The following is a 21,552-nucleotide window of genomic DNA, read 5'->3' as shown; positions in this document are numbered from 1 at the left end:
AAACACCGCGCGAGCTTGATCATCGCATCGAGCGAATGTCGCCGACTTTCCTTGGCCCGGCGGGCGAGGCGGACCTTACGGTGATTCTGGTTCTGGACGCATTACCTGTGAATTGTCCACCTTTCCTTTTTCTGTCCCGTCGCAACGGGCATGCGCGCTTTCGCCCGACCAAAGGGAGCTCACCCGATGACAGTCGACTCGACCACCCCGGACACCGCGGCGGCCCTGCCCAAGCAGACCAGCCTCGGCACGGCGGCCGCCCGTAATCTCGCCACCACCACCAAGTCCGCCCCGCAGATGCAGGAGATCACCTCGCGGTGGCTGCTGCGCATGCTGCCCTGGGTGGAGACCAAGGGCGGCGTCTACCGGGTGAACCGCCGCCTGACGTACACCGTCGGCGACGGGACCATCGAGTTCATCCAGGACGGCTCCGACGTCCGGGTGATCCCCCGCGAACTCGGCGAACTGGCGCTGCTGCGCGGCTTCGACGACGTCGACGTACTGACCGCCATCGCCGACCGGTGCGAGCAGCGCGACTTCCGGGCCGGCGAGACACTGGTCGAGCGCGGGGCGCCCGCGGACCGGCTGCACTTGATCGCCCACGGACGTGTCAGCCAGTTCTCCGAGGGTGGTTACGGCGACGAGGTCGCGCTCGACGTACTCGCCGACGGCGACCGCTTCGGGGACCACGCGCTCCTGGACGAGGACGCCCGCTGGGAGCAGACCGCGGTCGCCGAGACCGCGGGCACGCTGCTCACCCTGTCGCGCGCCGACTTCGCGGCCGTGCTGTCCGCGGCGCCGCCCCTCCAGGCACACATCGACGCGTTCAAGTCGCTCGCGGGCCGGGGCCAGAACCATCGCGGCGAGGCCGAGATCCCGATGTCGGCGGGACACGTGGGCGAGCACGAACTGCCCGGCGCGTTCGTCGACTACGAGGCGAGGCCGCGCGAGTACGAGCTCTCGGCCGCCCAGACGATCCTGCGCGTCCACACCAGGGTCGCCGATCTCTACAACGAGCCGATGAACCAGACGAAGGAGCAACTGCGGCTCACCATCGAGGCGTTGCGTGAGCGTCAGGAGCACGAGCTCGTCAACAACCGGGAGTTCGGCCTGCTCCACAACGCCGACTTCAAGCAGCGCCTCCAGCCGCACTCGGGACCGCCGACCCCGGACGACCTGGACGAGCTGCTCTGCCGCCGCCGCGGCTCGAAGTTCTTCCTGGCGCACCCCCGCACGATCGCTGCGATGGGGCGCGAGTTCAACGCGCGCGGGCTGTATCCGGACCACGTCGACCTCGGCGGCCAGCAGGTCCCGGCCTGGCGCGGGGTGCCGATCCTGCCCTGCAACAAGATCCCGGTCACCAAGGAGCGGACCAGCTCGATCCTCTGCATGCGTACCGGCGAGGACAACCAGGGTGTCATCGGCCTGCACCAGACGGGCCTGCCGGACGAGTACGAGCCGGGGCTCTCGGTCCGGTTCATGGGCGTCGACGAGCAGGCCATCACCAAGTACCTCGTCAGCACCTACTACTCCGCCGCGATCCTCGTGCCGGACGCGGTCGGTGTGCTGGAGAACGTGCAGATCGGCCGCTGGCCCAGCAGGTAGCGGGGCGAGGCCGCCGCCGACCGTCCCACCAAGGAGCCCTCAAGGAGACATGGATGCCCCCGCCCGAGCCGACACCTCCTCAGTCGAGCCTGCCGGAAGCGGTCTCCCGCTTCGGGGCGCAGGTCCTGGCCGACGCCGCGGCCCGCGCCCGCGACATCGGCGCCGTCACGGGCGGCCCGCCACGTGTGCCCTCGCAGGCCGCCGAGGCTCCTACGGTCGAGCCGCCGGCGCCCGAAGTTCCTTCCGCCGGAGCCGACTTGGGGCGGCTGCTGCGCGGGCCCAGTGGCCTCGGCACGGCGGGGCTGCGGCTGACCGCGCGGCCGGAGCCGACTCCCGCGGACCCGGCTCCAAGTACCGCGAAGGGCCGACCCGTTCCCGGCCTGTACCACCACCCGGCGCCCGATCCCGATCCCGTACGGGTCGCGGAGGTCAGCCGAAGGATCAAGTCCTGGGCGATGGACGAGGTCGACCTGTACCCCGACGACTGGGAGGAGCAGTTCGACGGATTCTCCGTGGGCAGCTACATGGTCGGCTGTCACCCGGACGCACCCACTGTCGACCACCTCATGCTCGCCACCCGGCTGATGATGGCGGAGAACGCGCTGGACGACTGCTACTGCGAGGACCACGGGGGCTCGCCCGTCGGCCTCGGCTCGCGGCTACTGCTCGCACACACCACCCTCGACCCGCTGTACACGACGCGGGAGTACCAGCCGCAGTGGGCCGAGTCGCTGTACGCGGACGCGCCCCGGCGCGCGTACCGCTCCGCCATGGAGTACTTCGTCCAGGCGAGCAGCGCCTCGCAGGCCGACCGCTATCGGCACGACATGGCCCGCCTGCACATGGGCTACCTCGCCGAAGCGGCCTGGTCCGAGCACGACCACGTACCGGAGGTGTGGGAGTACCTGGCGATGCGTCAGTTCAACAACTTCCGCCCCTGCCCGACCATCACCGACACCGTCGGCGGCTATGAACTGCCGGCGGATCTGCACGCCCTGCCGGACATGCAGAAGGTCATCGCGCTCGCGGGGAACGCGACGACCATCGTCAACGACCTGTACTCGTACACGAAGGAACTCGACGCTCCCGGACGGCACTTGAACCTGCCGGTCGTGATCGCGGAACGCGAGGACCTGTCCGACAAGGAGGCCTACCTCAAGTCGGTCGAGGTCCACAACGAACTCATGCACGCCTTCGAGACAGAGGCCGCGGCCCTGGCCGCCGCCTGCCCGCTCCCGAACGTCCAGCGCTTCCTGCGGGGCGTCGCGGCGTGGGTCGACGGCAACCACCAATGGCACCAGAACAACACCTACCGCTACAGCCTGCCCGACTTCTGGTAGAGAAAAGGACTCATCAGTGACCAGCACCGAACTCACCGCCACGGCCCCCAGCACCTCCCCGTACATCCCCGAGCCGGCCACGCCCTATCAGGGGGACATCGCCCGCTACTGGGACGGCGAGGCCCGGCCGGTCAATCTGCGGCTCGGCGATGTCGACGGTCTGTACCACCACCACTACGGCATCGGCGCGGTCGACCACTCCGCGCTCGGTGACGGAGCGGGTGGCGCGAACGAGCAGAAGCTGATCGCCGAGCTGCACCGCCTTGAGTCGGCGCAGGCCTCGTACCTGCTCGGGCACCTCGGTGACATCGGACGCGAGGACACCCTGGTGGACGCCGGCTGCGGCCGCGGCGGCTCGATGGTGATGGCGCACCAGCGCTTCGGGAGCAAGGTCGAGGGAGTCACACTCTCGGCCAAGCAGGCCGACTTCGCCAACGGGCGGGCCGAGGAACTCGGCATCCAGGACAGCGTCAGGGCGCGTGTCTGCAACATGCTGGACACCCCGTTCGACAGCGGGCAGATCGCGGCGTCGTGGAACAACGAGTCGACCATGTACGTCGACCTGCACGACCTGTTCGCCGAACACTCCCGCATCCTGGAGGTCGGCGGCCGCTATGTGACCATCACCGGCTGCTGGAACCCGCGGTACGGCCAGCCCTCGAAGTGGGTGTCCCAGATCAACGCGCACTTCGAGTGCAACATCCACTCGCGCCGGGAGTATCTGCGCGCGATGGCCGACAACCGCCTCGTCCCGCAGACCGTCATCGACCTCACCCCCGACACTCTCCCGTACTGGGAGCTGCGGGCCACGTCGTCGCTGGTCACGGGGATCGAGGACGCGTTCATCAACTCGTACAGGGACGGCTCGTTCCAGTACCTGCTGATCGCGGCGGACCGCGTCTGACCGTTCGCCGAGTGCCGGAGGGGAGGGGCCGTTCGGGAACGGTCCCTCCCCTCCGGCGTCGCCCGGCTTTCGTGCATGTGCCATCATCCGTCGACGGCGGCCTGCCCTGGGGAGGGACGGGCGGCCACGGAAACGGCACGGCACAAGGGGAGTTCACCAGTGAATTCGGGTGGGGATCAGAGCGGTTCGTCGCTGTCGGACGACGACTGGGAGCGCTTCCTCCAGGAGTCCGAGGACGGTGTGCGGGACGCGCCGAAGGAGCCGTCGGCGCGCGCCCGCATGGTGACGCGCCGCTTGCAGGAGGAGGACGCGCGGCCCGAGCCATGGCGCTCGCACCAGCCGCCCCGGCCGCGCCGCCGCAAGGGCTGGTACGCGCTCGGCCTGGTGGCGGCGCTGGCCCTCGCGGTCGTGGCACTCGCCCCGGGACGGGTGACGGACTTGTTCGGTGGCGGCTCCGACGCGGCGACACCGCTCGCGGCGCCGCCGCCGGGCGAGGCGGCCACGCGCCCCACGTCGGACGAGCCGTTCAGGGGCTCACCCGCCGCACGCTGGGCCTCCGGAACGGCCGGGATCACACTGCCCGCGGCCCGTGCCACCGGCTGGATGAGCAAGGCACAGGTCGCCCGGACCCTCGCACGCTCCCGGGACTTCCTCGCCGCTTCGAGCCTGGACCCCGGTGTGCTGCGCGGCGAGCACCCCGCCGAGGCCATCGCCCTCATCAACCCCCACCAGCCGAAGGAACGCGCCTTCCTGGACAGGGCGTTGACCGCGCCGAGCGAGAAGTACAACCCGCTCGTGCTGTTCAGCCGCTTCGACACATCGAAGGCGGAACTGGTCGGCGACGTGGTCAAGACCCGCGGCCGCGTCACGTACCGCGAAGGCGACAAGGGGGCGCTGAGAGTCACCACCGACGTCACGTACGTGTACCCGGTCATGAGCCCGGAGGCGGGCGACGGCCGTGTCACGCGCGTCATCGTCCGCCGCGAAGTGGTGATGAACTGGCCCGACCCGTCGAAGGTGATCACGGAGCCGGGCACCTTCTCGGTCCTCTCGAACCGCGTGGACACCACGAACGCGGGCTGCGACACCTACACCGGCTACCTCACACCGTCCTTCACCGACGCCCTGAACTCGGGCGACGGCGCAGTGGTGGACCCGTACGACCGGAGCACCGCGATGGACGAGCGGGCGGGTGGCGCGGGGGACGAGGGATGCGGAACCGCTACGCGGTCATGACTCGGGACACGCTCAGTGGCCGGCCGCGCACCACGAACGGGAGAGACACATTGCCCCAGCTCGCTCTGTACACATTCGGCGTCCTGAAGTCACCTCTCGCCGACCCCTCACCCCTCACGCGCGAGTTCTACGACATCGGTGGAGCCGTCTACGGGAAGATCGCTCAGCACCCCGGATACCTCGCACATGCCGAAGCGGCAGGCGGTGACCGTGGCTCGCTCTTCGAGGCGGACTGGGGCGCGTGGGGAGAGTTCGCCGTACCGACGTGGTACGACAAGGGCAGAACGCCGGAAACCACCGCCCTGGCGGCGACTCTCTCCCTCTGGACCGACCTGCGCCTCGCCGTCGACGCCATCTACACCGGTCTGCACCGTGAGGCGCTGAACAGGCGTTACGACTGGTTCGAGCGGACAGGGCACGCGAATTACGTGTTCTGGTGGGTCACCGACGCCGTGACACCCACCTGGCGGGACGGTGTGTCCAAACTGGAACACCTCAACGCCCACGGCTCCGCGCCGCACGCCTTCACCTTCCCCGACTCGTTCGCACCGGACGGAACTCCGTCCCGAGCGACACATGCTCGGCGTCGAGGATGAACGCCGCGTCGTCGTTCTCCGGTGGCAGGCCGAGGGCGGCCCGGGCGGCGAGTTCGCCGAAGGCCGGGGCGTTCTTGAAGCCCTTGCCGGAGAACCCCGCGCAGACGAAGACCGAGGGCATGCCCGGGTGTTCGCGCAGGAACTCGATGCGTGAGTGCGTGTAGGCCTCGAAGTAGGCCTGGGCGCGCATCGGGTAGTCGTCCAGCATCGGGAAGAGGTCACGCGCGACGGCGCGGATCGGTTCGAGGTCCTCGTCGGTGATGCGCAGGGGCGCGGTGTCCGGTGACTCGATGGGCAGGTGGTCGCGGAATCCGACGCCGAGCTTCATGGCCAGGCCGTCCGCGGTCGGCAGCCCGTAGGAGTAGTCGGGTTCCGTGCGCAGGTAGGGCAGCATTCCGTCGAGCGTGCTGCCTGCCCTGGGCAGGTACCAGGACGAGATCAGGCGCCGCGTCGCGAGGTACGGGGCCATGTCCGGCAGGAGGGTGGCGGTCCACGCGCCCGCCGCGACGACGACCCGGTCGTAGCGCTCCGTACCGTTGTCGGCCACGATGTCGACCTGGCTGCCGACCTGGTCGATGGCCGTGACACGGCATTCGCGCAGGATCCGTGCGCCGCGTGCGACAGCCGCGTCCGCGGCGGTACGCACGGTGCGTTCGGGGTAGATGATGCCGGCGTCCTTGTCGAGGACGGCTATCTCGTCCTCGTGCAGCCGGTACTGCGGGAACCGCTGCTGTGCTTCCTCGCGGCTGAAGACCTCGGCGCGGCTGCCGAGCGCGGCCGCGCTCTTGAGCGCGGTGTGGGTCGCGGGGCTGTTGGTGCTGCCGATGGCGAGGGCGCCGGTCAGGTTGCGCAGGGTGCGCCCGGATTCCTGTTCCAGCTCACGCCAGATGAGGTCCGACCGGCCGGTGACGGCCAGGTACTCCAGGTGTTCCACGTCGATGTGGCGGAACAGCCTGGTTTCGCCGCCGGCGGCTCCACGCGAGTGTCCCGGGCTGAAGAGTTCGTAGCCGGTCACGTCCGCGCCGTGCTTGGCGAGTTGCCAGAGCGTCTGCGCTCCGATGGTGCCCGTTCCGATCACGGCGATGCGAGGAGTGGTCATGCGGGTCAGGCCTCGATTCCGGCGTACAGGCCACGGTGGACGGGCCTGCGAAACGCGTACAGGGACAGGCCCGCAGCGACTGCTCCGAGCGCGAGGGTCAGGAAGTAGGTGTTGTTCGAGACGGCGGTGAAGTACTGCCCGAGCAGGCCCGAGAGCGAGGAACCGAGGGCCAGCGTGAGGAAGTTGATGGCCACCATCTGCGCGGTGAAGGCCTTCGGCGCGATCTGCGTGGCCAGGGAGAGGCCGATGGGCCCGACGAAGATCTCGGAACTGCCCATGATGAACATGAAGACGACGATGTAGCCGAACGGGATGGTGGTGCCGTCGAACAGCGCGGAGATCACCAGGATGAACGCGAAGCCCAGGCCGATCTGCACGAGACCGATGGCGAACTTGGTACCGGCCTTCGGCTGGCGTGACCCCATCTTCTTCCAGATGGCGGCGCCGACCGGAAGCATGGCCACGCCGGACGCGGACGAGATCATGGTGATCCAGCCGACGGGAAACGACCAGTCGCCGATGTCGAGATCCACGCGGCTCTTGACCAGGAGCGAGATGGCGGTGAACTTCGCGAAGAGCAGCCCGAAGTACAGCGATGCGCCGAGGAACAGGGGTATGTAGGAGCTCACGCGGCGGCGCTCGGAGGAGGTCACGTTCCCTGAGCGCAGGATGAGCGCGAAGTAGACGGCGGCGGTGATGAGGGTTCCCACCGTGACGATCATGGAGAGCCGCTCGGCCTTGAGGATGCCGGACAGGGCGGCCAGGGTGACGACCACGATCGCGGCGACAGCGATGCAGAGGGCCTTGCGCATCGCCGCCGCGGGCAGCGGGTTGATGACCTCACGGGCACGGGGCGGCAGGGCCCCCGCTGACCGGACGTACTGCACGAGTGCGATGATCATTCCGACCGCGGCGAGCCCGAAGCCGATGTGGAAGCCCCACTGGTTCTGGGCGAAGCCCGTGGTCAGCGGGCCGAGCACGGCTCCTGTATTGATCGCCATGTAGAAGTACGAGAAACCGGCGTCCTTCTTGGCCGCACTCTCGCTCGCGAGGATGAAGCCCACGATGGAGGTGATGTTGGTCTTCAACGCTCCCGTGCCGAAGACGATCAGGACGAGCCCTGTGCTCAGCCCGAGCAGTCCGGGCGCGACGGCGAGCACGATGTGGCCCAGGGCGATGACGATGCCGCCGCCGAGGACGAGTGCATGGGGGCTGACCAGGCGCTCCCCCGCCCAGGCGCCCAGCAGTTGGGCCAGATAGACGGCGCCGCCATAGGCACCCGTGATGCCGACCGCAGCGGCGGCGGGCAGGGCGAGCCCGCCCTCGCTCAACGCGTCGAGCAGGTAGAACGCGAGGATGCTCTGCAGGCCGTAGAAGGAGAACCGTTCCCAGAGTTCGGCGAACGCCATGCCTGCGACGCCTCGGAGTTCGGATCCCGCCTTCTGGTCACGCTGCGGGGACGTAACGGACAAAACAACTCCCATGGTGTCTCGTCAGATGATCGCGGGCCGACGCCGAGTGATACGTCGCCACGAAGTGCCGCTGCCGGAACGGGAGTTCGCCCGTCCGGCCCGGGTGGCCGCAGGCGGTTGGGGGATCCGCCGGTCAGTAGGTGGGGGGCGCCATGGTCCACATGACCTTGGCGGGGTGTGTACCCGTACGTTCGATGACCTTGTGGGGGTCACCGCTGTTGTAGCTCACCGAATCGAGCGGGCCGAGAATGTAGGCCGCGGTGCCGACCTGTAATTCGACCTGGCCTTCCAGCACCACGAGGAGCTCTTCGGAAGCGCCGTGCGTGTACTGCTCCGTGCCGGTGTCACCACCGGGCTCAAAGGTGCCGAGCAGCACTTCGAGGTGGTCGAAGTGCGCCGGGGTCAGCTTGACCTTGGACGCCTTGTTGCCGAACTGCCTCTTTGTGGCGTCCGCGAAGCGCAGAACCGGCTGCGCGGGCGTACCGCTGGACGCGAAGAGATCACCGACATTGAGCTTCAGCACACCGCAGATCTTCTGCAAGGTGCTGACACTTCCATTGGCACGCCCGCGCTCGAGCTGCGACAGGTAACCAACCGTGATGCCGGTGGCTTCGGACACCTGTTGCAGCGTCAGCTGGAGAGCTTTCCGGCGGCGTCGCAGGCGGTCCCCGAGCGTGACATCAGACTCTTCGGTCTCGGACATGGCGGCGACGCTACAGGAGACTTTCAGTTTTGTCTCAAAAAATTTTACTGCCAGTACGTCCGACTACGACTGGGGCCGACGCTGTCACGGCGGCCCCCTCAAGCCGCGCGTACCGAACCACCTTCCCCGGTCAGATCAGTCCCGTGACCGTGACGGTGGCGTGGGCCCGCGTGCTCTGGTCCGGGACGGCTCTCGCCAAGTGTTCCTCCGCCGTCCGGCGGACAGCGCGGGCCACGTCCACCGCGCGGGATCGGGCGAGCGCGACGAGCTGGATCTCGATGTGCCAGAAGCCGTCGGCACCCTGTGGAGGGGTGAGCCGCACACCGGATGGCCCGCCACCCACGTTGCGCAGGCGCCCGGCGAGGTCGGGCTTGAGGAAGGCCACACCGGGCACATCGGCCACTGCGCGGGCGATGGCGTCGGTGAGCTGGTCGGGGGTGCTGGTCCTGGTCATCGGGCTCGGCCTTCCTGGCCATCGGTCGTGCTGTCGATGAGGTCGGTGACACGGATGTCCACGGCCCCGACGGGCATCCCGAGGTCGCGGTCCGCCGCCTGCCACACCCGCGTACGGACGTCCTCCGCGAGGTCGGGCAGGGAGGCGTCGAACGGTGCGTGGATCTCGAGTCCGACCTCGACCCGATCCGGTGCGCCCTGCCCGGGCAGGGGCCGAAGGCGGCAGGAACCGGCCCGCACCCCGGGCACGGTCTCCGCGGCCGCGCGCAGGGTCCGCGCGGCGACCGCCTCCATCACCCACAGGTCCTCGTCGGGTTCCCCGAGGGGGAGCGGGCGGCCGGGACGCAGTTCGAGTCGTACGACGTCCATGACGCGGCGGGTCAGCGCGGCCGTGTCGTCGTGGGCGGTCTCGTCCAGGGGTTCCCCGCGCAGGTCGCGTACCACGGACTCCAGCTGGTCGAGATCCTCGACGGCGCTCCGGCAGTACGGGCAGGCGTGCAGGTGCGGGTCGTCCGCCTGCTCCTCCCACGTACTCCACACCTGGGACAGCAGGCGGCCGCAGGGCAGTTGCTCGTCGTCGGCGCCCTCGGAGTGTGTGTTGGGCGGGTCGGTGTGAGCGGTCATCGCCAGGCCCCCATCGCTTGAGTCAGGCAGCGTCGTGCACGGAAGACACGGGCGCGGACAGCCTCCTGGCTGATTCCGACCGCGTCCGCGATGAAGTCGTAGGGCCGGCCGTCCAGTTCGCGCAGCACCCAGCACGCGCGCTGTTCGGCCGACAACTGGTCGAGGGCCGCGCCCAGTTCGCGTACGGCGCCGCGGGCCTCGGCGATCCGGGCCGGTGAGACCGTGTGCTCGGGCGCGGGCACCTCCGCGGCTGTCTCCAGCGGCACGACCGGCCTGCGGGACCGCAGGATGTTCAGGCAACGATTGGTGACGATGCGGTACGTCCAGGTACCGAACGACGCCGAGCCGTGGAACTCCGGGAGCCGCCGCCACGCGCTGACGAAGGCGTCCTGCACGGCGTCCTCCGCCTCGGTGCGCGTACCGAGCAGCCGTGTGGCCAGCCGCAGCAGCGCGGGAGCGTGCCGCTGGACGAGAACGGCGAAGGCGTCCTCGTCCCCTTCCGCGGCCCGGACGGCAAGGAGCGCGTCATCGCTCGCGCTCCCGCCCTCCGGCGGTGCGGTATCTCTGCGGGCACCCGCCACTGAGTGGCTCCTTTCGTGTCTTCCTGACTGTTGGACACACCTGCGCCGGATCTGTGACGCAGGAATTCGAGGATTTCGAAGTCCACTGCCACAGAGTTCGAAAAGGTTCTTCCTCTTGGCGCGTCACAGATGCTTCCGGGGCGGGTCTATCCACGTAACGGCATCTGACCGACCGCAGGAAGAAGGACACGCCATGAGCACGAACACGCAGAGCGCACCGGCCACCAAGAACGTGCAGCCGGAGCGGGCCGGCCGGCCGCCGCAGACGACGGAGCTGTTCGGCGGCGCGACGGGAGTCGATCAGCCCGCCGCCGATCGCGGCAGGACGTCCATCGCCGATGTCGTCGTGGTGAAGATCGCAGGTCTCGCGGCTCGGGAGATTCCTGGTGTCCACGACATGGGCGGCGGCCTTTCGCGCACCATCGGCGCTGTGCGCGACCGGGTGCCGGGCGGGCGGCCGAACGTCGGGCGGGGTGTGAAGGTCGAGGTCGGCGAGCGGCAGACGGCCATCGACGTCGACCTGGTGGTCGAGTACGGGGTCCCGATCTCGGACCTGGCCCGCGATGTGCGCGAGAACGTCATCTCCGCGGTGGAGCGCACCACCGGTCTGGAGGTGGTGGAGGTGAACGTCACGATCAACGACGTCCACCTGCCCGAGGACGACGAGGCACCCGCCACGGAGACCCGCGTGGACTGACCGGTTGGTCGTATGTACGGGCCGACGGAGGTGGCCGGGGCCCGGGGGGCGTCGGTCGAGAAGGGTGAGGTGGCAGCGGTGGCAGTGACCAGAGCGATGACCGGGATGCTCGCCGGGATGGCGTTGGCCTTTGCTGGGTATTTCGGGGGCTTCGGGGCGTTCCTGCTCGTGGCTGCCCTCGGCGCTCTGGGCGGGGCGGTGGGGCACTGGTTCGACGCCGGCGGGCGGGTCCAGGACCTGCGCGACGGCTGGGATCGGGGCCGGCGATGACCGAGGCCGCCGAGCGGGGCACGACGGTCGTCTCGGACAGGGCCGTGCGCAAGATCGCCGGGCGTACGGCCGGTGAGGTCGCGTCGGCCTCCGGGAGCACCGGGGCGGGTTCCGCGACCGTGCGGGGACGCCGGGCGGACGTCGGGGTGAAGGTGACGCTGCCGTTCCCGGCACCGCTGCCCGAGGCGGCGCGCCTGATTCAGGAGCATGTCACCCGCCGCACAGGCGAGTTGACGGGGCTTCACGTCAGCGTGGCACGGGTTCATGTCACCGGGCTCCTTCCCGCTCCGGCCGCGGAGGGGCCCGCGACGACCACGGCGGTCGGCGACCCGGGTGCCACACACCGGGGCGCCGGGAGCTCCGGCTCACGCACCCCCTTGCGCTGGTGGTCGCAGCGCAGGCTGCCGACGGCGCTGCTCGCTCTGGCGGCCGCCACCGCCTGCGGCGTTCTGGCGGTCGACATGTTCAGGGTGCATGTGGCACACCGTCCTGCCGCCTCCTGGCGCGCAGACACGGTCCGCTGGCTGGAGCGGCACGGCCCGGACACCCCCGTCGTCGGCATCGCCGCCGGCGCGCTCGCCCTCCTCGGATTCCTGATGATCGCCCTGGCCGTCAGCCCCGGGCGCCGCGGTCTGCTCACCCTGACCTCCCCCGACGCACACCTGTTGGCGGCCATGGACCGCACGGCGATCGCTCTTGTGGTGCGTGATGCCGTGGGCGACGTCCCGGGGATCAGCACCGTACGTGTCCGGGTACGTCGGCGCCGCGTCGTCGTCCGGGCCCAACTGGCCTTCGGGGACGGGGCGATCGTGCGACGCGACATCCAGGTCGCGGCACATGGCGTCCTCGACGGTTGCTGCCTGCGACGCCCACTGAGACTGCGCGTCAAGGTCCAAGAGTCACGCCACCAGAAGGGCCGTGTCACCGATGCCCCGTAGCCGTACGCTCGTGAACCGGATCGCGCTGGCCCTGTTCGGCCTGGTCGCCGTGGCGGGGGGCGGCCGGCTCGGCTCAGGACACACGTCGTGGCGGTCCACCGTCCCCGAACAGTGGTCCGCCCCCTCGTTGCGCGGCCAGGAGTGGTGGACGCCCACCGTCATGGCCGTCTCGGTCGCCGTCGCCGTCCTGCTCGCCTGGTGGGGTGCGCGGCAACTGCGCTCCGGAGGCCGACGGCTGCTGGCCCTGCCCACTTCACGAAGTCATCTGCGCACCCGCGCCCTGGAGGACACACTGTCCGCTCTCGTGGAGGACGTCGACGGTGTCGCCCACTGCCGGTCCCGGGTACGGGGCGGGGCACGGACGGATCGGCTCGACGCCGTGCTGCGGGTGCGCCTTCACCACGACACCACGCCCTCCACCGTCCTCCCCCCACTCACCAGGATCGCCTCGGACACGGGGGACGCTCTCGCCCCGTACCGTTTCCGCATGCGCATCCGCTTCTCCGCCCCCTCGCACCGCAGGCCGCATGTCCGCTGACCCACACACCTTCGACGGAACGTCGCACGAGCGCGGCCCACACCCCCTCCCGTCGAGCGGTGCCGGTCCCATGTCGGCCTGGAGAGCCGCGCTGCGCCGCACCCCGGTGTCGATGTGGCGCGACGACATGTCGGACTCCGCGGCCGCGCTCACGTACTACGCGATCCTGTCCGTCCTGCCCTCCCTGCTGGTCATCTCCCTGGCGTTCAGCCTCATCAGCCCGCGGACGGCCGAGCAATTCATCGCCCACGTCAGCGATTACGCTCCCGGCCAGTCGGGCAGCCAGCTCCACGACGTGTTGTCCCGAGCGCTGCACCACGGCACGGCCGCCTGGACGCTGTTGTGCGTCGGGGCGGTCAGCGCGCTGTGGTCGGCCTCCAGTTACCTCGCGGTGTTCCGTCGTGCGGTCCACCGTATGCACCGGGTGGCGGACCGCCGCTCGACCTGGCACAAGGCCCACCGCATCCTGATCACGGCGCTCGCCCTGCTCGGCATCCTCGTGCTCAGCGCCCTTGTGCTCCTGATGACCGGTCCGGTCGCCGAGACACTGGGCCGCTACCTCGGCCTCGGCACCGTCGCCGCGTGGACCTGGAGTCTGCTGCGCTGGCCCATGCTGCTGTGCGTGGTCGCTCTGCTCGTCGTCATCGTCTTCCGCACCGGCCCCGCGCAGGCCCGCGTCCGCGCCCACAGCATCCCCGGCGGCGCCCTGGCAGCCTTCCTGTGGCTGTGCGCCTCCGCCGGATTCGCCTTCTACACCTCGGAGTTGAGCACCTACAGCAGACTCTACGGATCGCTGGCAGGCGCCGTCGTCTTCCTCATCTGGCTGTGGTTGTCCAACCTGGCGCTGCTCGCCGGCGCACAGTTCACCGCGGAGCTCAGTGGGCCGGAGGGGCGGGGGTCGGGCTGAGCCGGCGCGCGACCGGAGTACGGTGTCGCCGCTCTTGCACAGGAAACGCCCACTACCGTCACCCGGGGCCCGGCCGCAACGCCGGACCGCGGCCGCGGTCCGGCGTTGCGGCCAGCTCAACCGTCCCGCCCGTCCGCCGACTCCCCGGCTCAGCGGGGACCGGAGTCGCGGGCGGCGGGCCCGTTGCAGCTCAACAAGACAGTCTCGCCCGATCCTCTGACGGTGGGTGACACCGGCGTCTACACCCTGGAGGTGACCAACACCGGCGACCAGACGGCGCACGACGTGACGGTCTCCGACACCCTGGACGCCCACCTCGCCCTGGAGGGGTCGGCCCCTGACGGCTGCACCGTCGTCGGATCCGCCGTGACCTGCGGCGGCAGCGGCACCGACCTGGCCCCCGGCGCCTCGGCGACCTACCGGATCCCGGTACGGGTCCTGTCGGACACCACGGACGGCACGAACATCGTCAACGAGGCCACGGCCACCAGCAGCGACGCGCAGAGCGCCCAGGCCCGCACCATTACGATCGCCCAGACCCGCACCAACGTCGTACTGGAGAAGTCCGGTCCTGCCAAGGTGAGCCCGGACGGCACGTACACCTACACCTTCAAGGTCACCAACGAGGGCCCCTCCGACGCCCAAGAGGTCACCGTCGAGGACAACACCGACTCCCTCGACCTCGACATCGAAAAGCTGCCCGCCGAATGCCCCGCCAGCGGCACCACGATCACCTGCCCGCTGCACACCCTGAAGCCAGGCGAGACACGCACCTTCAGCGTGACAGTCCACGCACACGATGACGTGCCCGGCGGGACCAACATCGCGAACTGCGCCGACGTGTACACCGGCAGCCGCGAGACCCAGACCGCGGACAACCACTCCTGCGTCTCGACATCGGTCAACCCACTGACCCCCGACCCCACGCCCACCGACACCGTCACACCTACACCCACACCCACACCGACGGACTCACCCACCCCCACACCGACCGACTCGCCGACTCCCAGCGCCACCGACAACCCGACCCCGTCGGCCTCGCCCACCCCGTCGCACGGCGAGGAACTGGCGGACACCGGCGCGCGCGAGAGCAGGACTCCTCGGCATCGCGGCCCTGCTGCTGGCAGCGACGGGCGCGTGGCTTCTCCGGCTCGGCAAGGCCACCAGCCGCAGGCACTGAGCACCGCAGGTGAGGTCAGACGGGCTGGGGCGAGCGTGTGGTGGGGGCGGCCTCCTCCACCACACGCGCCAGCCGCGTCAGCATGGTGCGGTGCCGCAGCTGGAGGAGGGCGTCCGCTGCCGGGTTGTGCACCTTGTCGCCGATGCCTGTCAGCGGATGTTCGTCGATGATGACCAGGGTGTTCTCACCCCAGGGACGGACGTCGATGGCGATCCGGACCGTTCCCAGCCATCCGCTGTCCGCCTCCAGCTCCAGAATGTCGGGCTCTTCGCACCGTCGGACGGTGGTCTGCCCCGATACCGACCACCAGCCCACATTCACGGTGAACGTGAGGCTGGAGCCGGGCTGCGGCCAGGCGCCCTCGCCGGGCTCCGAATGGGCTGTCCCGGGCACCCAGTCGCCGTAGCGCCTGACATCCGAGAGCACCTTCCACACATCGCTCGTCGGCCGCCTGATCAGCTGGTGTCTGATAGCCATCGGCTTCTCCCGCCTTCGTTGATCGCGACGGGCTCCGGGTACCCTCCCCGCCACGTCACAACCGTCCGCCTCATAGGCCCCGGGCGCCCCTGGCGCGGGTCCGCTCAGGCTTTGACCATGCGGCGAATGTTGTCGACGTTTCCGCAGTCCGCCCGCAGATGCCTGGCCCGGTCCTCGGTGAAGGTGGTGCCCAGTTCTTCGCGGCGCTCCATGGGCACGTTCTCGCGTGCGCCGTTGAGGATCGTCCGTTCTTCCTCATCGGTGTGGTGAGTGACTGCCTCGACCAGTTCTTCCAGCTTCTCGTCCCAGTCGCTGCCGCCGACGTCATCCACCTCGAGGAGAGCCAGCAGCGCCTTGTTGCCGTCCTCGTGTTCCTCGACTCCGTGGTCGACCTCGTCGTTGTCGACGTCCCGGAAACGCTTGAGCGCGGGATAGACCTCGTGCTCCTCGGCGAGCGCGTGCGCGATCAGGAGACCCGCGAACTCCCTGAGTGCGTCGGCGCGTTCGGCCTCCACACTGCGCATCTGACGGAACAGTTCCTCCATCCGCCGATGGTCGTCGAGGATCAGTTCTACGACGTCGGTGGACGCTGACTTGTCCGGCATGGGGATGGCTCCTCTTCTGTGGGCCCGGGCAGAGCCCGGTACGCCTACCCCTACCTCACGCCTCGATGCCACCTCTCGCCACCCAGGCCCCGGGCGGCCCGGCGGAGGCCGCTGGCGCGGTCCGCCCGCTTGCCCCAGGCTGGAGAGGCGGGGGTCAACCACTGGAGATGGCGATGAGGGCTCTGACCTGGCATGGAAGGCGCGACGTCCGGGTGGACACCGTCCCCGACCCGAGAATCGTCGACCCGACCGACATCATCGTGCGGATCACCTCGTCAGGGATCTGCGGGTCGGACCTGCATCTGTACGAGGTTCTCGGGCCCTTCCTCGACCCTGGTGACATCCTCGGCCACGAGCCCATGGGCATCGTCGAGGAGGTCGGCTCCCGGGTCACCGCCGTATCAGCCGGGGACCGTGTGGTCGTGCCCTTCAACATCTCCTGCGGTACGTGCTGGATGTGCGGCCAAGGCCTGCACTCGCAGTGCGAGACATCCCAAGTGACCGAACAGGGCATGGGAGCTTCCCTCTTCGGCTTCACCAAGCTCTACGGTCAAGTGCCCGGAGGGCAGGCCGAGTTGCTGCGCGTCCCGTTCGGCAACACCTTGCCGATCAAGGTGGAGCACGGGCCGCCGGATCAGCGCTACCTCTATCTGTCCGACGTCCTGCCCACCGCATGGCAGTCCGTGTCCTACGCGGACATCCCGCAGGGCGGAAGCGTCACCGTGATCGGCCTCGGGCCGATCGGAGAGATGGCCGCCCGCATCGCCCTGCACCGCGGAGCGAGCCAGGTCATCGGCGTGGACCTGGTCCCCGAACGACTCGCCCGCGCCGCGGCACACGGGGTGCAGACGATCGACCTGCGTGACCACGAGGGCGCGGTGGGCGACGAAGTCCGCGCCAGAACCGGTGGCCGTGGCACCGACTCCGTGATCGAGGCAGTCGGCATGGAAGCACACGGCGCCCCGCTGACGAGGGCGGCCCAGCGGGTCGCCGGCCTGCTGCCCGATGCCCTCGGGGAGAAGGTGATGGGCCGCGCCGGGGTGGACAGCATGGTCGCCTTCAATACGGCTGTCGACGTGGTCCGCCGTGGCGGCACCGTGTCGATCATCGGCGTGTACGGCGGCGCCGTGGACCCGGTCCCGATGCTCACCATGTTCGACAAGCAGATCCAGCTGCGCATGGGGCAGGCCAACGTAAAGCGCTGGGTCGATGACATCCTGCCGCTCCTCGACGACGAAGACGTCCTGGGAGTCGAGGACTTCGCCACCCACACCCTGCCGCTCGAAGACGGGCCGGCGGCGTACGCCACGTTCCAGGCGAAGGACGACGGCATGATCAAGACCGTACTCACACCCTGACGCCCACACAGGATGCGGCGCCCCGGCCGCCTGCCCCCGGACGTGCGGATGGCGCGAGGTCAGGGCAGGCCGCCGTGTTCACAGACCTGGCGGGCGACCTCACGGAGCTTGGTGTTGCTCTCCTGTGAGTAGCGGCGCAGCACGTCGAATGCCTGGTCTTCGGTGATGTGGTGGCGGCCCATGAGGATGCCCATGGCCTCGCCGATGACGTGGCGGGTGGCGACGGCGTGTTCCATCTGGGCATGGGTACGGGCGCTGGAGAAGGCGACGGCCGCGTGGGAGGCCAGTAGCAGCCCGGCCAGTTCGCTGTCCTGGGTGAACGCCCCGGGTTCGCGGGAGTAGAAGTTCAGCGCGCCGAGGTCTTCGTCGTCGGTGAACAGCAGGAAGCCCATCATGCTGCCGACGCCGAGTTCGCGAGCACGGGGGGCGTAGGCGGGCCAGCGCTGGTAGTCGTTGGTGAGGTCCGCGATGCGGAAGACGTGCTCTCCCCGCGCGTCGTGGGCGGCGTCGAAGCACGGCCCTTCACCGAGCTGCTGTTGCATCTGGTCGCTGTCGGTGACCATCCGGTGGGTGGCGGCGAGGGTCTCCACCTTCGTGTCGTGCAGGATGAGGATGCCCGCCGCGTCGCAGCCGTCGACGAGTTCGGTGGCCGTCGCGGTGATCCGCTGGAGCGTGGAGTCGACCGAGTCCTGCGCCAGGAGATCCCGCGCCATGGACGCCATCTGCTGCGCGAACCGTCCCAAGTCCACTTCGTCCTCCGCTCGTCGTTCCGCCGGGACAGACCTCATACCCAGACTTCCACGCGAGGCCCGCGGCGAGGGGGAACGGGCAGCGGATATCCGCGTGGGTGCCCCCGACACCCTGAACAAGCCGGTTAAGTCTGTTCTGTCCGGCGTCCCAGACGGTAGCTTTGTGAACAGGGCCCCTGAGGGAGGCTGATCGCCATGCCATGGTTCATTTGGCTGCTCGCCGCCGCGGGGCTCGGTGCTGCGGAGTTCTTCACGCTGACGCTGGTCTTCGGGCTGTTGTCGGGTGCGGCCCTGGTTACCGCGGTCGTCGCCGGTGTGGGCGTCGGCCTGCTCGGTCAGCTCGTGGCGCTCGGGGTTTCGGCGGCAGCGGGCCTCCTCCTCGTACGGCCTGTCGCGCTGCGGCATCTGTCGCAGTCACCTCTCACCCGCGATGGCAGCGACGCACTGATCGGCAAGCGTGCCGAGGTGATGCAGGAGGTCACCGCGACCCGCGGTCTGATCAAGCTCTCCGGCGAGGAATGGTCCGCTCGCACCCTCGACGAGACCCAGGTGATCCCCGTGGGCGCACTGGTCGACGTCATGGAGATCGAAGGCGCGACGGCCGTGGTCTATCCCCGCGAACTCCTTCCATGACCGGCTGAGCACTTATCTATGGAGGACGCATGGATCCCGTAGTCATCCCGATCCTGGTGGCGGCCCTCGTCATCATTTTCCTCGTCGCCGCCTCGGTGCGGATCGTGCCGCAGGCCCGCCGCTACAACATCGAGCGGTTCGGCAGATACCGCCGCACGCTGCAGCCCGGCCTGAACCTCGTGCTGCCGGTGGCCGACCGCGTGAACACCAAGCTCGACGTGCGTGAGCAGGTGTACTCCTCCGACCCCAGGCCGGTGATCACCGAGGACAACCTCGTGGTGAACATCGACACCGTGCTCTACTACCAGATCACCGACCCCAGGTCAGCGGCCTACGAGGTCGCCGACTACTTGCAGGCGATCGACCAGCTCACCGTGACCACGCTGCGCAACGTCATCGGCAGCATGGACCTGGAGGAGACGCTCACCTCCCGCGAGGAGATCAACACCCGGCTGCGCACCGTCCTCGACGACGCCACCGGCAAGTGGGGCATCCGCGTCAACCGCGTCGAGATCAAGGCCATCGATCCGCCGAACACGATCAAGGAGGCGATGGAGAAGCAGATGCGGGCCGAGCGCGACAAGCGCGCGGCCATCCTGCACGCCGAGGGGGAACGGCAGGCCAAGATCCTCACCGCGGAGGGTACGAAGCAGAAGGACATCCTGGAGGCGCAGGGCACGCAGCAGGCCATGATCCTGCGGGCGGACGGCGAGGCCAAGGCCGTGGAGCGGGTCTTCCAGGCCGTCCACCGCAACAACGCCGACCACAAGATCCTCGCCTACAAGTACCTGGAGACCCTCCCGCACCTGGCGAACAGCGAGAACAATACGTTCTGGGTGATCCCAGGAGAGCTGACCGAGGCCATCCGCACCGTCACCACCGCCTTCGGCGACCACTCGAAGACGGGGCTTCCCGACGCCGCGCGATCGGAGAACGCCGACGCCGTCGGCACTTCCGACGAGGGCGGGACGCCGGAGATCGAGCAGGCGCCGGCGAACAGCGCGGCCGCGGCCGCCGACGAGGTCGCCAAGCAGGCCGCCGCCGCGGTGAGCAACGCGAAGGCCGAGGCCGAGGCCGCGCAGTCCTCCCCCGCACCGGGCCGGGGGCAGCCCTCCACCGGCTGAGCCCTCCGGGGGGGGAAGGCGTCGACGGCCGGCATCCGGACGACTTCCTCCGACCTCGCACCCGCGCGACGATCGTGTCCCAAGATCAGGTTGCAGTGGCCGTCCTGCGCCTTGTCGTACAGCGGGTCGCGCGGCTGGATGCGGTGGGCGACCATGCGGCCCAGCGGTTCGTGGGCGCGCTTGCGCCAGGTACGGGAGCGGGTACGGGGTCGGTCGCGTCGCGGCAGTCGCTCGACGGCAGCAGGGTATCCGTGGCTGACACCGGGCAGGACCGAGGCCACCTGGCGGGCGGTGTCCTGGAGCCGGTCGCCGGCCACACTCACGAGGCTGCTCGCGTGTTGCTGCCGAAGCCCCCCGGCGCGGTCGGCGGGGCTCTGTGCAGGGTCGATCCGTTCATGGGGCTCGCCGGGCAGAGTTGGTGAGCCGTTCGGCGAGAGCCTCGACGAGGCCGCGGAGCTCATCCGGGCGTTCGATGACGAAGGGCCGGTGGCCGGCGCGGTCTAGCTGGTCATCCGGGGCCGGCGCCTCCGGCTCGACGCGCTGCACGAGAGGAGGGAGGCCGTCGAGCCCGCCTGCGCCGCGCTCGCCGCGGTCCGGCGCACGGAGGGAGAGATGATGCAACTCGACGCCTTGCACGAGGAGTTGGCGGACACAGGCACGGTGGACGATGTCCCCCGATTCCTTCGCGCCAACGTGCGCCGGCACACCGCGGTGGCGCGCGCGTCCGGCAACGAACTCCTCATCGGCCTCATGACAGCTCTCGCCGACGCGATCCACTCCGCCACCGACATCGAGCACTTCCTCGACGACGACATCCGCCACCTCACCGTTCGGGCCCACTCGCGGGTCAACGAGTCGATCCGGGCCCGGGACGAGGCGGGCGCCAAGCGGCGGATGGAGCGCCATGTGTGCGCGTTCGCGCGGGCGGCGGGACGGGCGGACCGGCGGGAGGAGCTCGAACTGGAGAGGTGAGGGGGCGCGGGTGGTCCGCGTCTCCTTCAGGCCGGGGACCAGCCGCCCATCGGTTACGCCCGGCCGACCACCCCGGTGATCATGACGACGTTCACCTAGGGCCTCGACTCCCCCGTGCCCCGACAACTCGACCGCAACGATTCCTCCTTGTGGCCACAGCAGCGAAAGGCCCCCGCCACGCGACGCGGCTGAACAGGTCGACGTCCTGGTGGTCGACGTCCCGGTCTTCGTCGGCACTTTCTTCGCCCGGGCCTACCGCCCATGTGGGAGCACGTGGGAGCAAGCCCTCTCCCAGCCACCCCCGAACACGAGAAAGGGGCCGTTCGAAAACGGCCCCTCACCTGCGACATTCGATCGCTCGAACTGTCGGGACGACAGGATTTGAACCTGCGACCCCTTGACCCCCAGTCAAGTGCGCTACCAAGCTGCGCCACGTCCCGATGCCCACTGCCTTCGGCCCGGTGTTTCTCCGGCCCGTCCGGCGGCGACAA

23 protein-coding genes, 1 tRNA gene and 1 pseudogene are annotated in these 21,552 nt (G+C 69.5%); 15 read left to right on the top strand and 10 right to left on the bottom strand.

What is annotated here, in order from left to right:
* Positions 1-186 precede the first annotated feature (186 nt).
* The 5 genes from ACFYWS_RS12545 (at position 187) to ACFYWS_RS12525 (ending at position 5,681) form a co-directional block, all read left to right on the top strand.
* Positions 187-1,605: a family 2B encapsulin nanocompartment shell protein gene (locus ACFYWS_RS12545; protein WP_389273647.1), complete on the top strand. Its 1,419-nt coding sequence runs from the start codon at positions 187-189 to the stop codon at positions 1,603-1,605.
* Between the two features lie 53 nt (positions 1,606-1,658).
* On the top strand, positions 1,659-2,945 hold the full coding sequence (locus ACFYWS_RS12540) for a family 2 encapsulin nanocompartment cargo protein terpene cyclase (protein WP_389273644.1): 1,287 nt from the start codon (positions 1,659-1,661) through the stop codon (positions 2,943-2,945).
* A gap of 16 nt (positions 2,946-2,961) precedes the next feature.
* Positions 2,962-3,849, top strand: a complete 888-nt coding sequence (locus ACFYWS_RS12535) for a geranyl diphosphate 2-C-methyltransferase (protein ID WP_389273641.1) — start codon at positions 2,962-2,964, stop codon at positions 3,847-3,849.
* A gap of 159 nt (positions 3,850-4,008) precedes the next feature.
* Positions 4,009-5,085 (top strand): hypothetical protein, encoded by a 1,077-nt coding sequence (locus ACFYWS_RS12530; RefSeq protein WP_389273638.1) that lies wholly within the window; start codon positions 4,009-4,011, stop codon positions 5,083-5,085.
* 50 nt (positions 5,086-5,135) lie between these two features.
* Entirely contained in the window at positions 5,136-5,681 is a 546-nt protein-coding gene (locus ACFYWS_RS12525; protein ID WP_389273635.1) for a DUF3291 domain-containing protein, read from the top strand.
* Here ACFYWS_RS12525 and ACFYWS_RS12520 read toward each other — a convergent pair.
* From ACFYWS_RS12520 to ACFYWS_RS12495, 6 genes are all read right to left on the bottom strand, one after another.
* Positions 5,611-6,780 carry an FAD-dependent oxidoreductase gene (locus tag ACFYWS_RS12520; RefSeq protein ID WP_389273632.1) on the bottom strand — a complete coding sequence of 390 codons (1,170 nt, stop codon included), beginning with the start codon at positions 6,778-6,780 and terminating at the stop codon, positions 5,611-5,613. The two genes, ACFYWS_RS12525 and ACFYWS_RS12520, sit on opposite strands and share 71 nt — an antisense overlap.
* Before the next feature lie 5 nt (positions 6,781-6,785).
* The gene (locus ACFYWS_RS12515) at positions 6,786-8,189 is read right to left on the bottom strand and encodes a peptide MFS transporter (protein ID WP_389273630.1); all 1,404 of its coding nucleotides are present in this window, start codon (positions 8,187-8,189) and stop codon (positions 6,786-6,788) included.
* 196 nt (positions 8,190-8,385) lie between these two features.
* Positions 8,386-8,955, bottom strand: a complete 570-nt coding sequence (locus tag ACFYWS_RS12510; RefSeq protein ID WP_389273627.1) for a helix-turn-helix domain-containing protein — start codon at positions 8,953-8,955, stop codon at positions 8,386-8,388.
* 130 nt (positions 8,956-9,085) lie between these two features.
* Positions 9,086-9,409: a hypothetical protein gene (locus ACFYWS_RS12505; RefSeq protein WP_389273624.1), complete on the bottom strand. Its 324-nt coding sequence runs from the start codon at positions 9,407-9,409 to the stop codon at positions 9,086-9,088.
* The gene (locus tag ACFYWS_RS12500) at positions 9,406-10,032 is read right to left on the bottom strand and encodes an Asp23/Gls24 family envelope stress response protein (RefSeq protein WP_389273621.1); all 627 of its coding nucleotides are present in this window, start codon (positions 10,030-10,032) and stop codon (positions 9,406-9,408) included. Before ACFYWS_RS12500 ends, ACFYWS_RS12505 begins: the two co-directional genes overlap by 4 nt.
* The gene (locus ACFYWS_RS12495; protein ID WP_389273618.1) at positions 10,029-10,613 is read right to left on the bottom strand and encodes an RNA polymerase sigma factor; all 585 of its coding nucleotides are present in this window, start codon (positions 10,611-10,613) and stop codon (positions 10,029-10,031) included. Before ACFYWS_RS12495 ends, ACFYWS_RS12500 begins: the two co-directional genes overlap by 4 nt.
* 193 nt (positions 10,614-10,806) lie before the next feature.
* Here ACFYWS_RS12495 and ACFYWS_RS12490 point away from each other — a divergent pair, with 193 nt between their 5' ends.
* The 6 genes and pseudogenes from ACFYWS_RS12490 to ACFYWS_RS12465 form a co-directional block, all read left to right on the top strand.
* On the top strand, positions 10,807-11,310 hold the full coding sequence (locus tag ACFYWS_RS12490; RefSeq protein WP_389273615.1) for an Asp23/Gls24 family envelope stress response protein: 504 nt from the start codon (positions 10,807-10,809) through the stop codon (positions 11,308-11,310).
* A 78-nt stretch (positions 11,311-11,388) separates the two neighbouring features.
* Positions 11,389-11,580: a hypothetical protein gene (locus ACFYWS_RS12485; RefSeq protein ID WP_389274147.1), complete on the top strand. Its 192-nt coding sequence runs from the start codon at positions 11,389-11,391 to the stop codon at positions 11,578-11,580.
* Entirely contained in the window at positions 11,577-12,518 is a 942-nt protein-coding gene (locus ACFYWS_RS12480; RefSeq protein ID WP_389273612.1) for a DUF6286 domain-containing protein, read from the top strand. The genes ACFYWS_RS12485 and ACFYWS_RS12480 overlap by 4 nt, the downstream gene beginning before the upstream one ends.
* Complete coding sequence (locus ACFYWS_RS12475) at positions 12,508-13,056, top strand: hypothetical protein (RefSeq protein WP_389273609.1); 549 nt, start codon at positions 12,508-12,510, stop codon at positions 13,054-13,056. Before ACFYWS_RS12480 ends, ACFYWS_RS12475 begins: the two co-directional genes overlap by 11 nt.
* Positions 13,057-13,126: 70 nt before the next feature.
* A complete protein-coding gene (locus ACFYWS_RS12470) occupies positions 13,127-13,963 on the top strand; it encodes a YihY/virulence factor BrkB family protein (RefSeq protein ID WP_389273607.1) in 837 nt (278 codons plus the stop codon).
* 105 nt (positions 13,964-14,068) lie between these two features.
* A pseudogene (locus ACFYWS_RS12465) lies at positions 14,069-14,845 on the top strand (COG1361 S-layer family protein); the annotation flags it as partial.
* A gap of 313 nt (positions 14,846-15,158) precedes the next feature.
* Here the strand turns inward: ACFYWS_RS12465 and ACFYWS_RS12460 are convergent.
* Both ACFYWS_RS12460 and ACFYWS_RS12455 read right to left on the bottom strand, forming a co-directional pair.
* Complete coding sequence (locus ACFYWS_RS12460; protein ID WP_389273604.1) at positions 15,159-15,620, bottom strand: SRPBCC family protein; 462 nt, start codon at positions 15,618-15,620, stop codon at positions 15,159-15,161.
* Between the two features lie 104 nt (positions 15,621-15,724).
* Complete coding sequence (locus ACFYWS_RS12455; RefSeq protein ID WP_389273601.1) at positions 15,725-16,225, bottom strand: hemerythrin domain-containing protein; 501 nt, start codon at positions 16,223-16,225, stop codon at positions 15,725-15,727.
* Positions 16,226-16,398: 173 nt separating this feature from the next.
* On the opposite strand from ACFYWS_RS12455, the gene ACFYWS_RS12450 reads away from it, so the two are divergent.
* Positions 16,399-17,583 carry an alcohol dehydrogenase catalytic domain-containing protein gene (locus ACFYWS_RS12450; protein ID WP_389273598.1) on the top strand — a complete coding sequence of 395 codons (1,185 nt, stop codon included), beginning with the start codon at positions 16,399-16,401 and terminating at the stop codon, positions 17,581-17,583.
* Between the two features lie 59 nt (positions 17,584-17,642).
* Here ACFYWS_RS12450 and ACFYWS_RS12445 read toward each other — a convergent pair whose 3' ends face one another.
* Entirely contained in the window at positions 17,643-18,332 is a 690-nt protein-coding gene (locus ACFYWS_RS12445; protein ID WP_389273595.1) for a GAF and ANTAR domain-containing protein, read from the bottom strand.
* 195 nt (positions 18,333-18,527) lie between these two features.
* Between ACFYWS_RS12445 and ACFYWS_RS12440 the strand changes: the two genes are divergently transcribed.
* The 3 genes from ACFYWS_RS12440 to ACFYWS_RS12430 all read left to right on the top strand — a co-directional run bounded on the left by ACFYWS_RS12440 (position 18,528) and on the right by ACFYWS_RS12430 (position 21,061).
* Positions 18,528-18,965 carry an NfeD family protein gene (locus ACFYWS_RS12440; RefSeq protein ID WP_389273592.1) on the top strand — a complete coding sequence of 146 codons (438 nt, stop codon included), beginning with the start codon at positions 18,528-18,530 and terminating at the stop codon, positions 18,963-18,965.
* A 29-nt stretch (positions 18,966-18,994) separates the two neighbouring features.
* Entirely contained in the window at positions 18,995-20,089 is a 1,095-nt protein-coding gene (locus ACFYWS_RS12435) for an SPFH domain-containing protein (protein ID WP_389273589.1), read from the top strand.
* 504 nt (positions 20,090-20,593) lie between these two features.
* Positions 20,594-21,061 carry a FadR/GntR family transcriptional regulator gene (locus tag ACFYWS_RS12430; RefSeq protein ID WP_389274114.1) on the top strand — a complete coding sequence of 156 codons (468 nt, stop codon included), beginning with the start codon at positions 20,594-20,596 and terminating at the stop codon, positions 21,059-21,061.
* A gap of 366 nt (positions 21,062-21,427) precedes the next feature.
* Here ACFYWS_RS12430 and ACFYWS_RS12425 read toward each other — a convergent pair.
* Positions 21,428-21,501, bottom strand: a tRNA-Pro gene (locus ACFYWS_RS12425).
* Positions 21,502-21,552: the final 51 nt, after the last annotated feature.

It is taken from the genome of Streptomyces sp. NPDC002795, from assembly GCF_042888725.1.
Classification (GTDB): domain Bacteria; phylum Actinomycetota; class Actinomycetes; order Streptomycetales; family Streptomycetaceae; genus Streptomyces.
The sequence above is the reverse complement of the archived record's forward strand: the minus strand, read 5'-3'. Positions and strand labels throughout refer to the sequence as shown.

Coding starts and splice junctions, on each gene's coding strand:
- ACFYWS_RS12455 (WP_389273601.1), bottom strand. CDS start 16,225: ATGCCGGACAAGTCAGCGTCCACCGACGTCGTAGAACTGATCCTCGAC.
- ACFYWS_RS12480 (WP_389273612.1), top strand. CDS start 11,577: ATGACCGAGGCCGCCGAGCGGGGCACGACGGTCGTCTCGGACAGGGCC.
- ACFYWS_RS12500 (WP_389273621.1), bottom strand. CDS start 10,032: ATGACCGCTCACACCGACCCGCCCAACACACACTCCGAGGGCGCCGAC.
- ACFYWS_RS12460 (WP_389273604.1), bottom strand. CDS start 15,620: ATGGCTATCAGACACCAGCTGATCAGGCGGCCGACGAGCGATGTGTGG.
- ACFYWS_RS12470 (WP_389273607.1), top strand. CDS start 13,127: ATGTCGGCCTGGAGAGCCGCGCTGCGCCGCACCCCGGTGTCGATGTGG.
- ACFYWS_RS12540 (WP_389273644.1), top strand. CDS start 1,659: ATGCCCCCGCCCGAGCCGACACCTCCTCAGTCGAGCCTGCCGGAAGCG.
- ACFYWS_RS12490 (WP_389273615.1), top strand. CDS start 10,807: ATGAGCACGAACACGCAGAGCGCACCGGCCACCAAGAACGTGCAGCCG.
- ACFYWS_RS12475 (WP_389273609.1), top strand. CDS start 12,508: ATGCCCCGTAGCCGTACGCTCGTGAACCGGATCGCGCTGGCCCTGTTC.
- ACFYWS_RS12545 (WP_389273647.1), top strand. CDS start 187: ATGACAGTCGACTCGACCACCCCGGACACCGCGGCGGCCCTGCCCAAG.
- ACFYWS_RS12510 (WP_389273627.1), bottom strand. CDS start 8,955: ATGTCCGAGACCGAAGAGTCTGATGTCACGCTCGGGGACCGCCTGCGA.
- ACFYWS_RS12505 (WP_389273624.1), bottom strand. CDS start 9,409: ATGACCAGGACCAGCACCCCCGACCAGCTCACCGACGCCATCGCCCGC.
- ACFYWS_RS12435 (WP_389273589.1), top strand. CDS start 18,995: ATGGATCCCGTAGTCATCCCGATCCTGGTGGCGGCCCTCGTCATCATT.
- ACFYWS_RS12450 (WP_389273598.1), top strand. CDS start 16,399: ATGAGGGCTCTGACCTGGCATGGAAGGCGCGACGTCCGGGTGGACACC.
- ACFYWS_RS12520 (WP_389273632.1), bottom strand. CDS start 6,780: ATGACCACTCCTCGCATCGCCGTGATCGGAACGGGCACCATCGGAGCG.
- ACFYWS_RS12515 (WP_389273630.1), bottom strand. CDS start 8,189: ATGGCGTTCGCCGAACTCTGGGAACGGTTCTCCTTCTACGGCCTGCAG.
- ACFYWS_RS12440 (WP_389273592.1), top strand. CDS start 18,528: ATGCCATGGTTCATTTGGCTGCTCGCCGCCGCGGGGCTCGGTGCTGCG.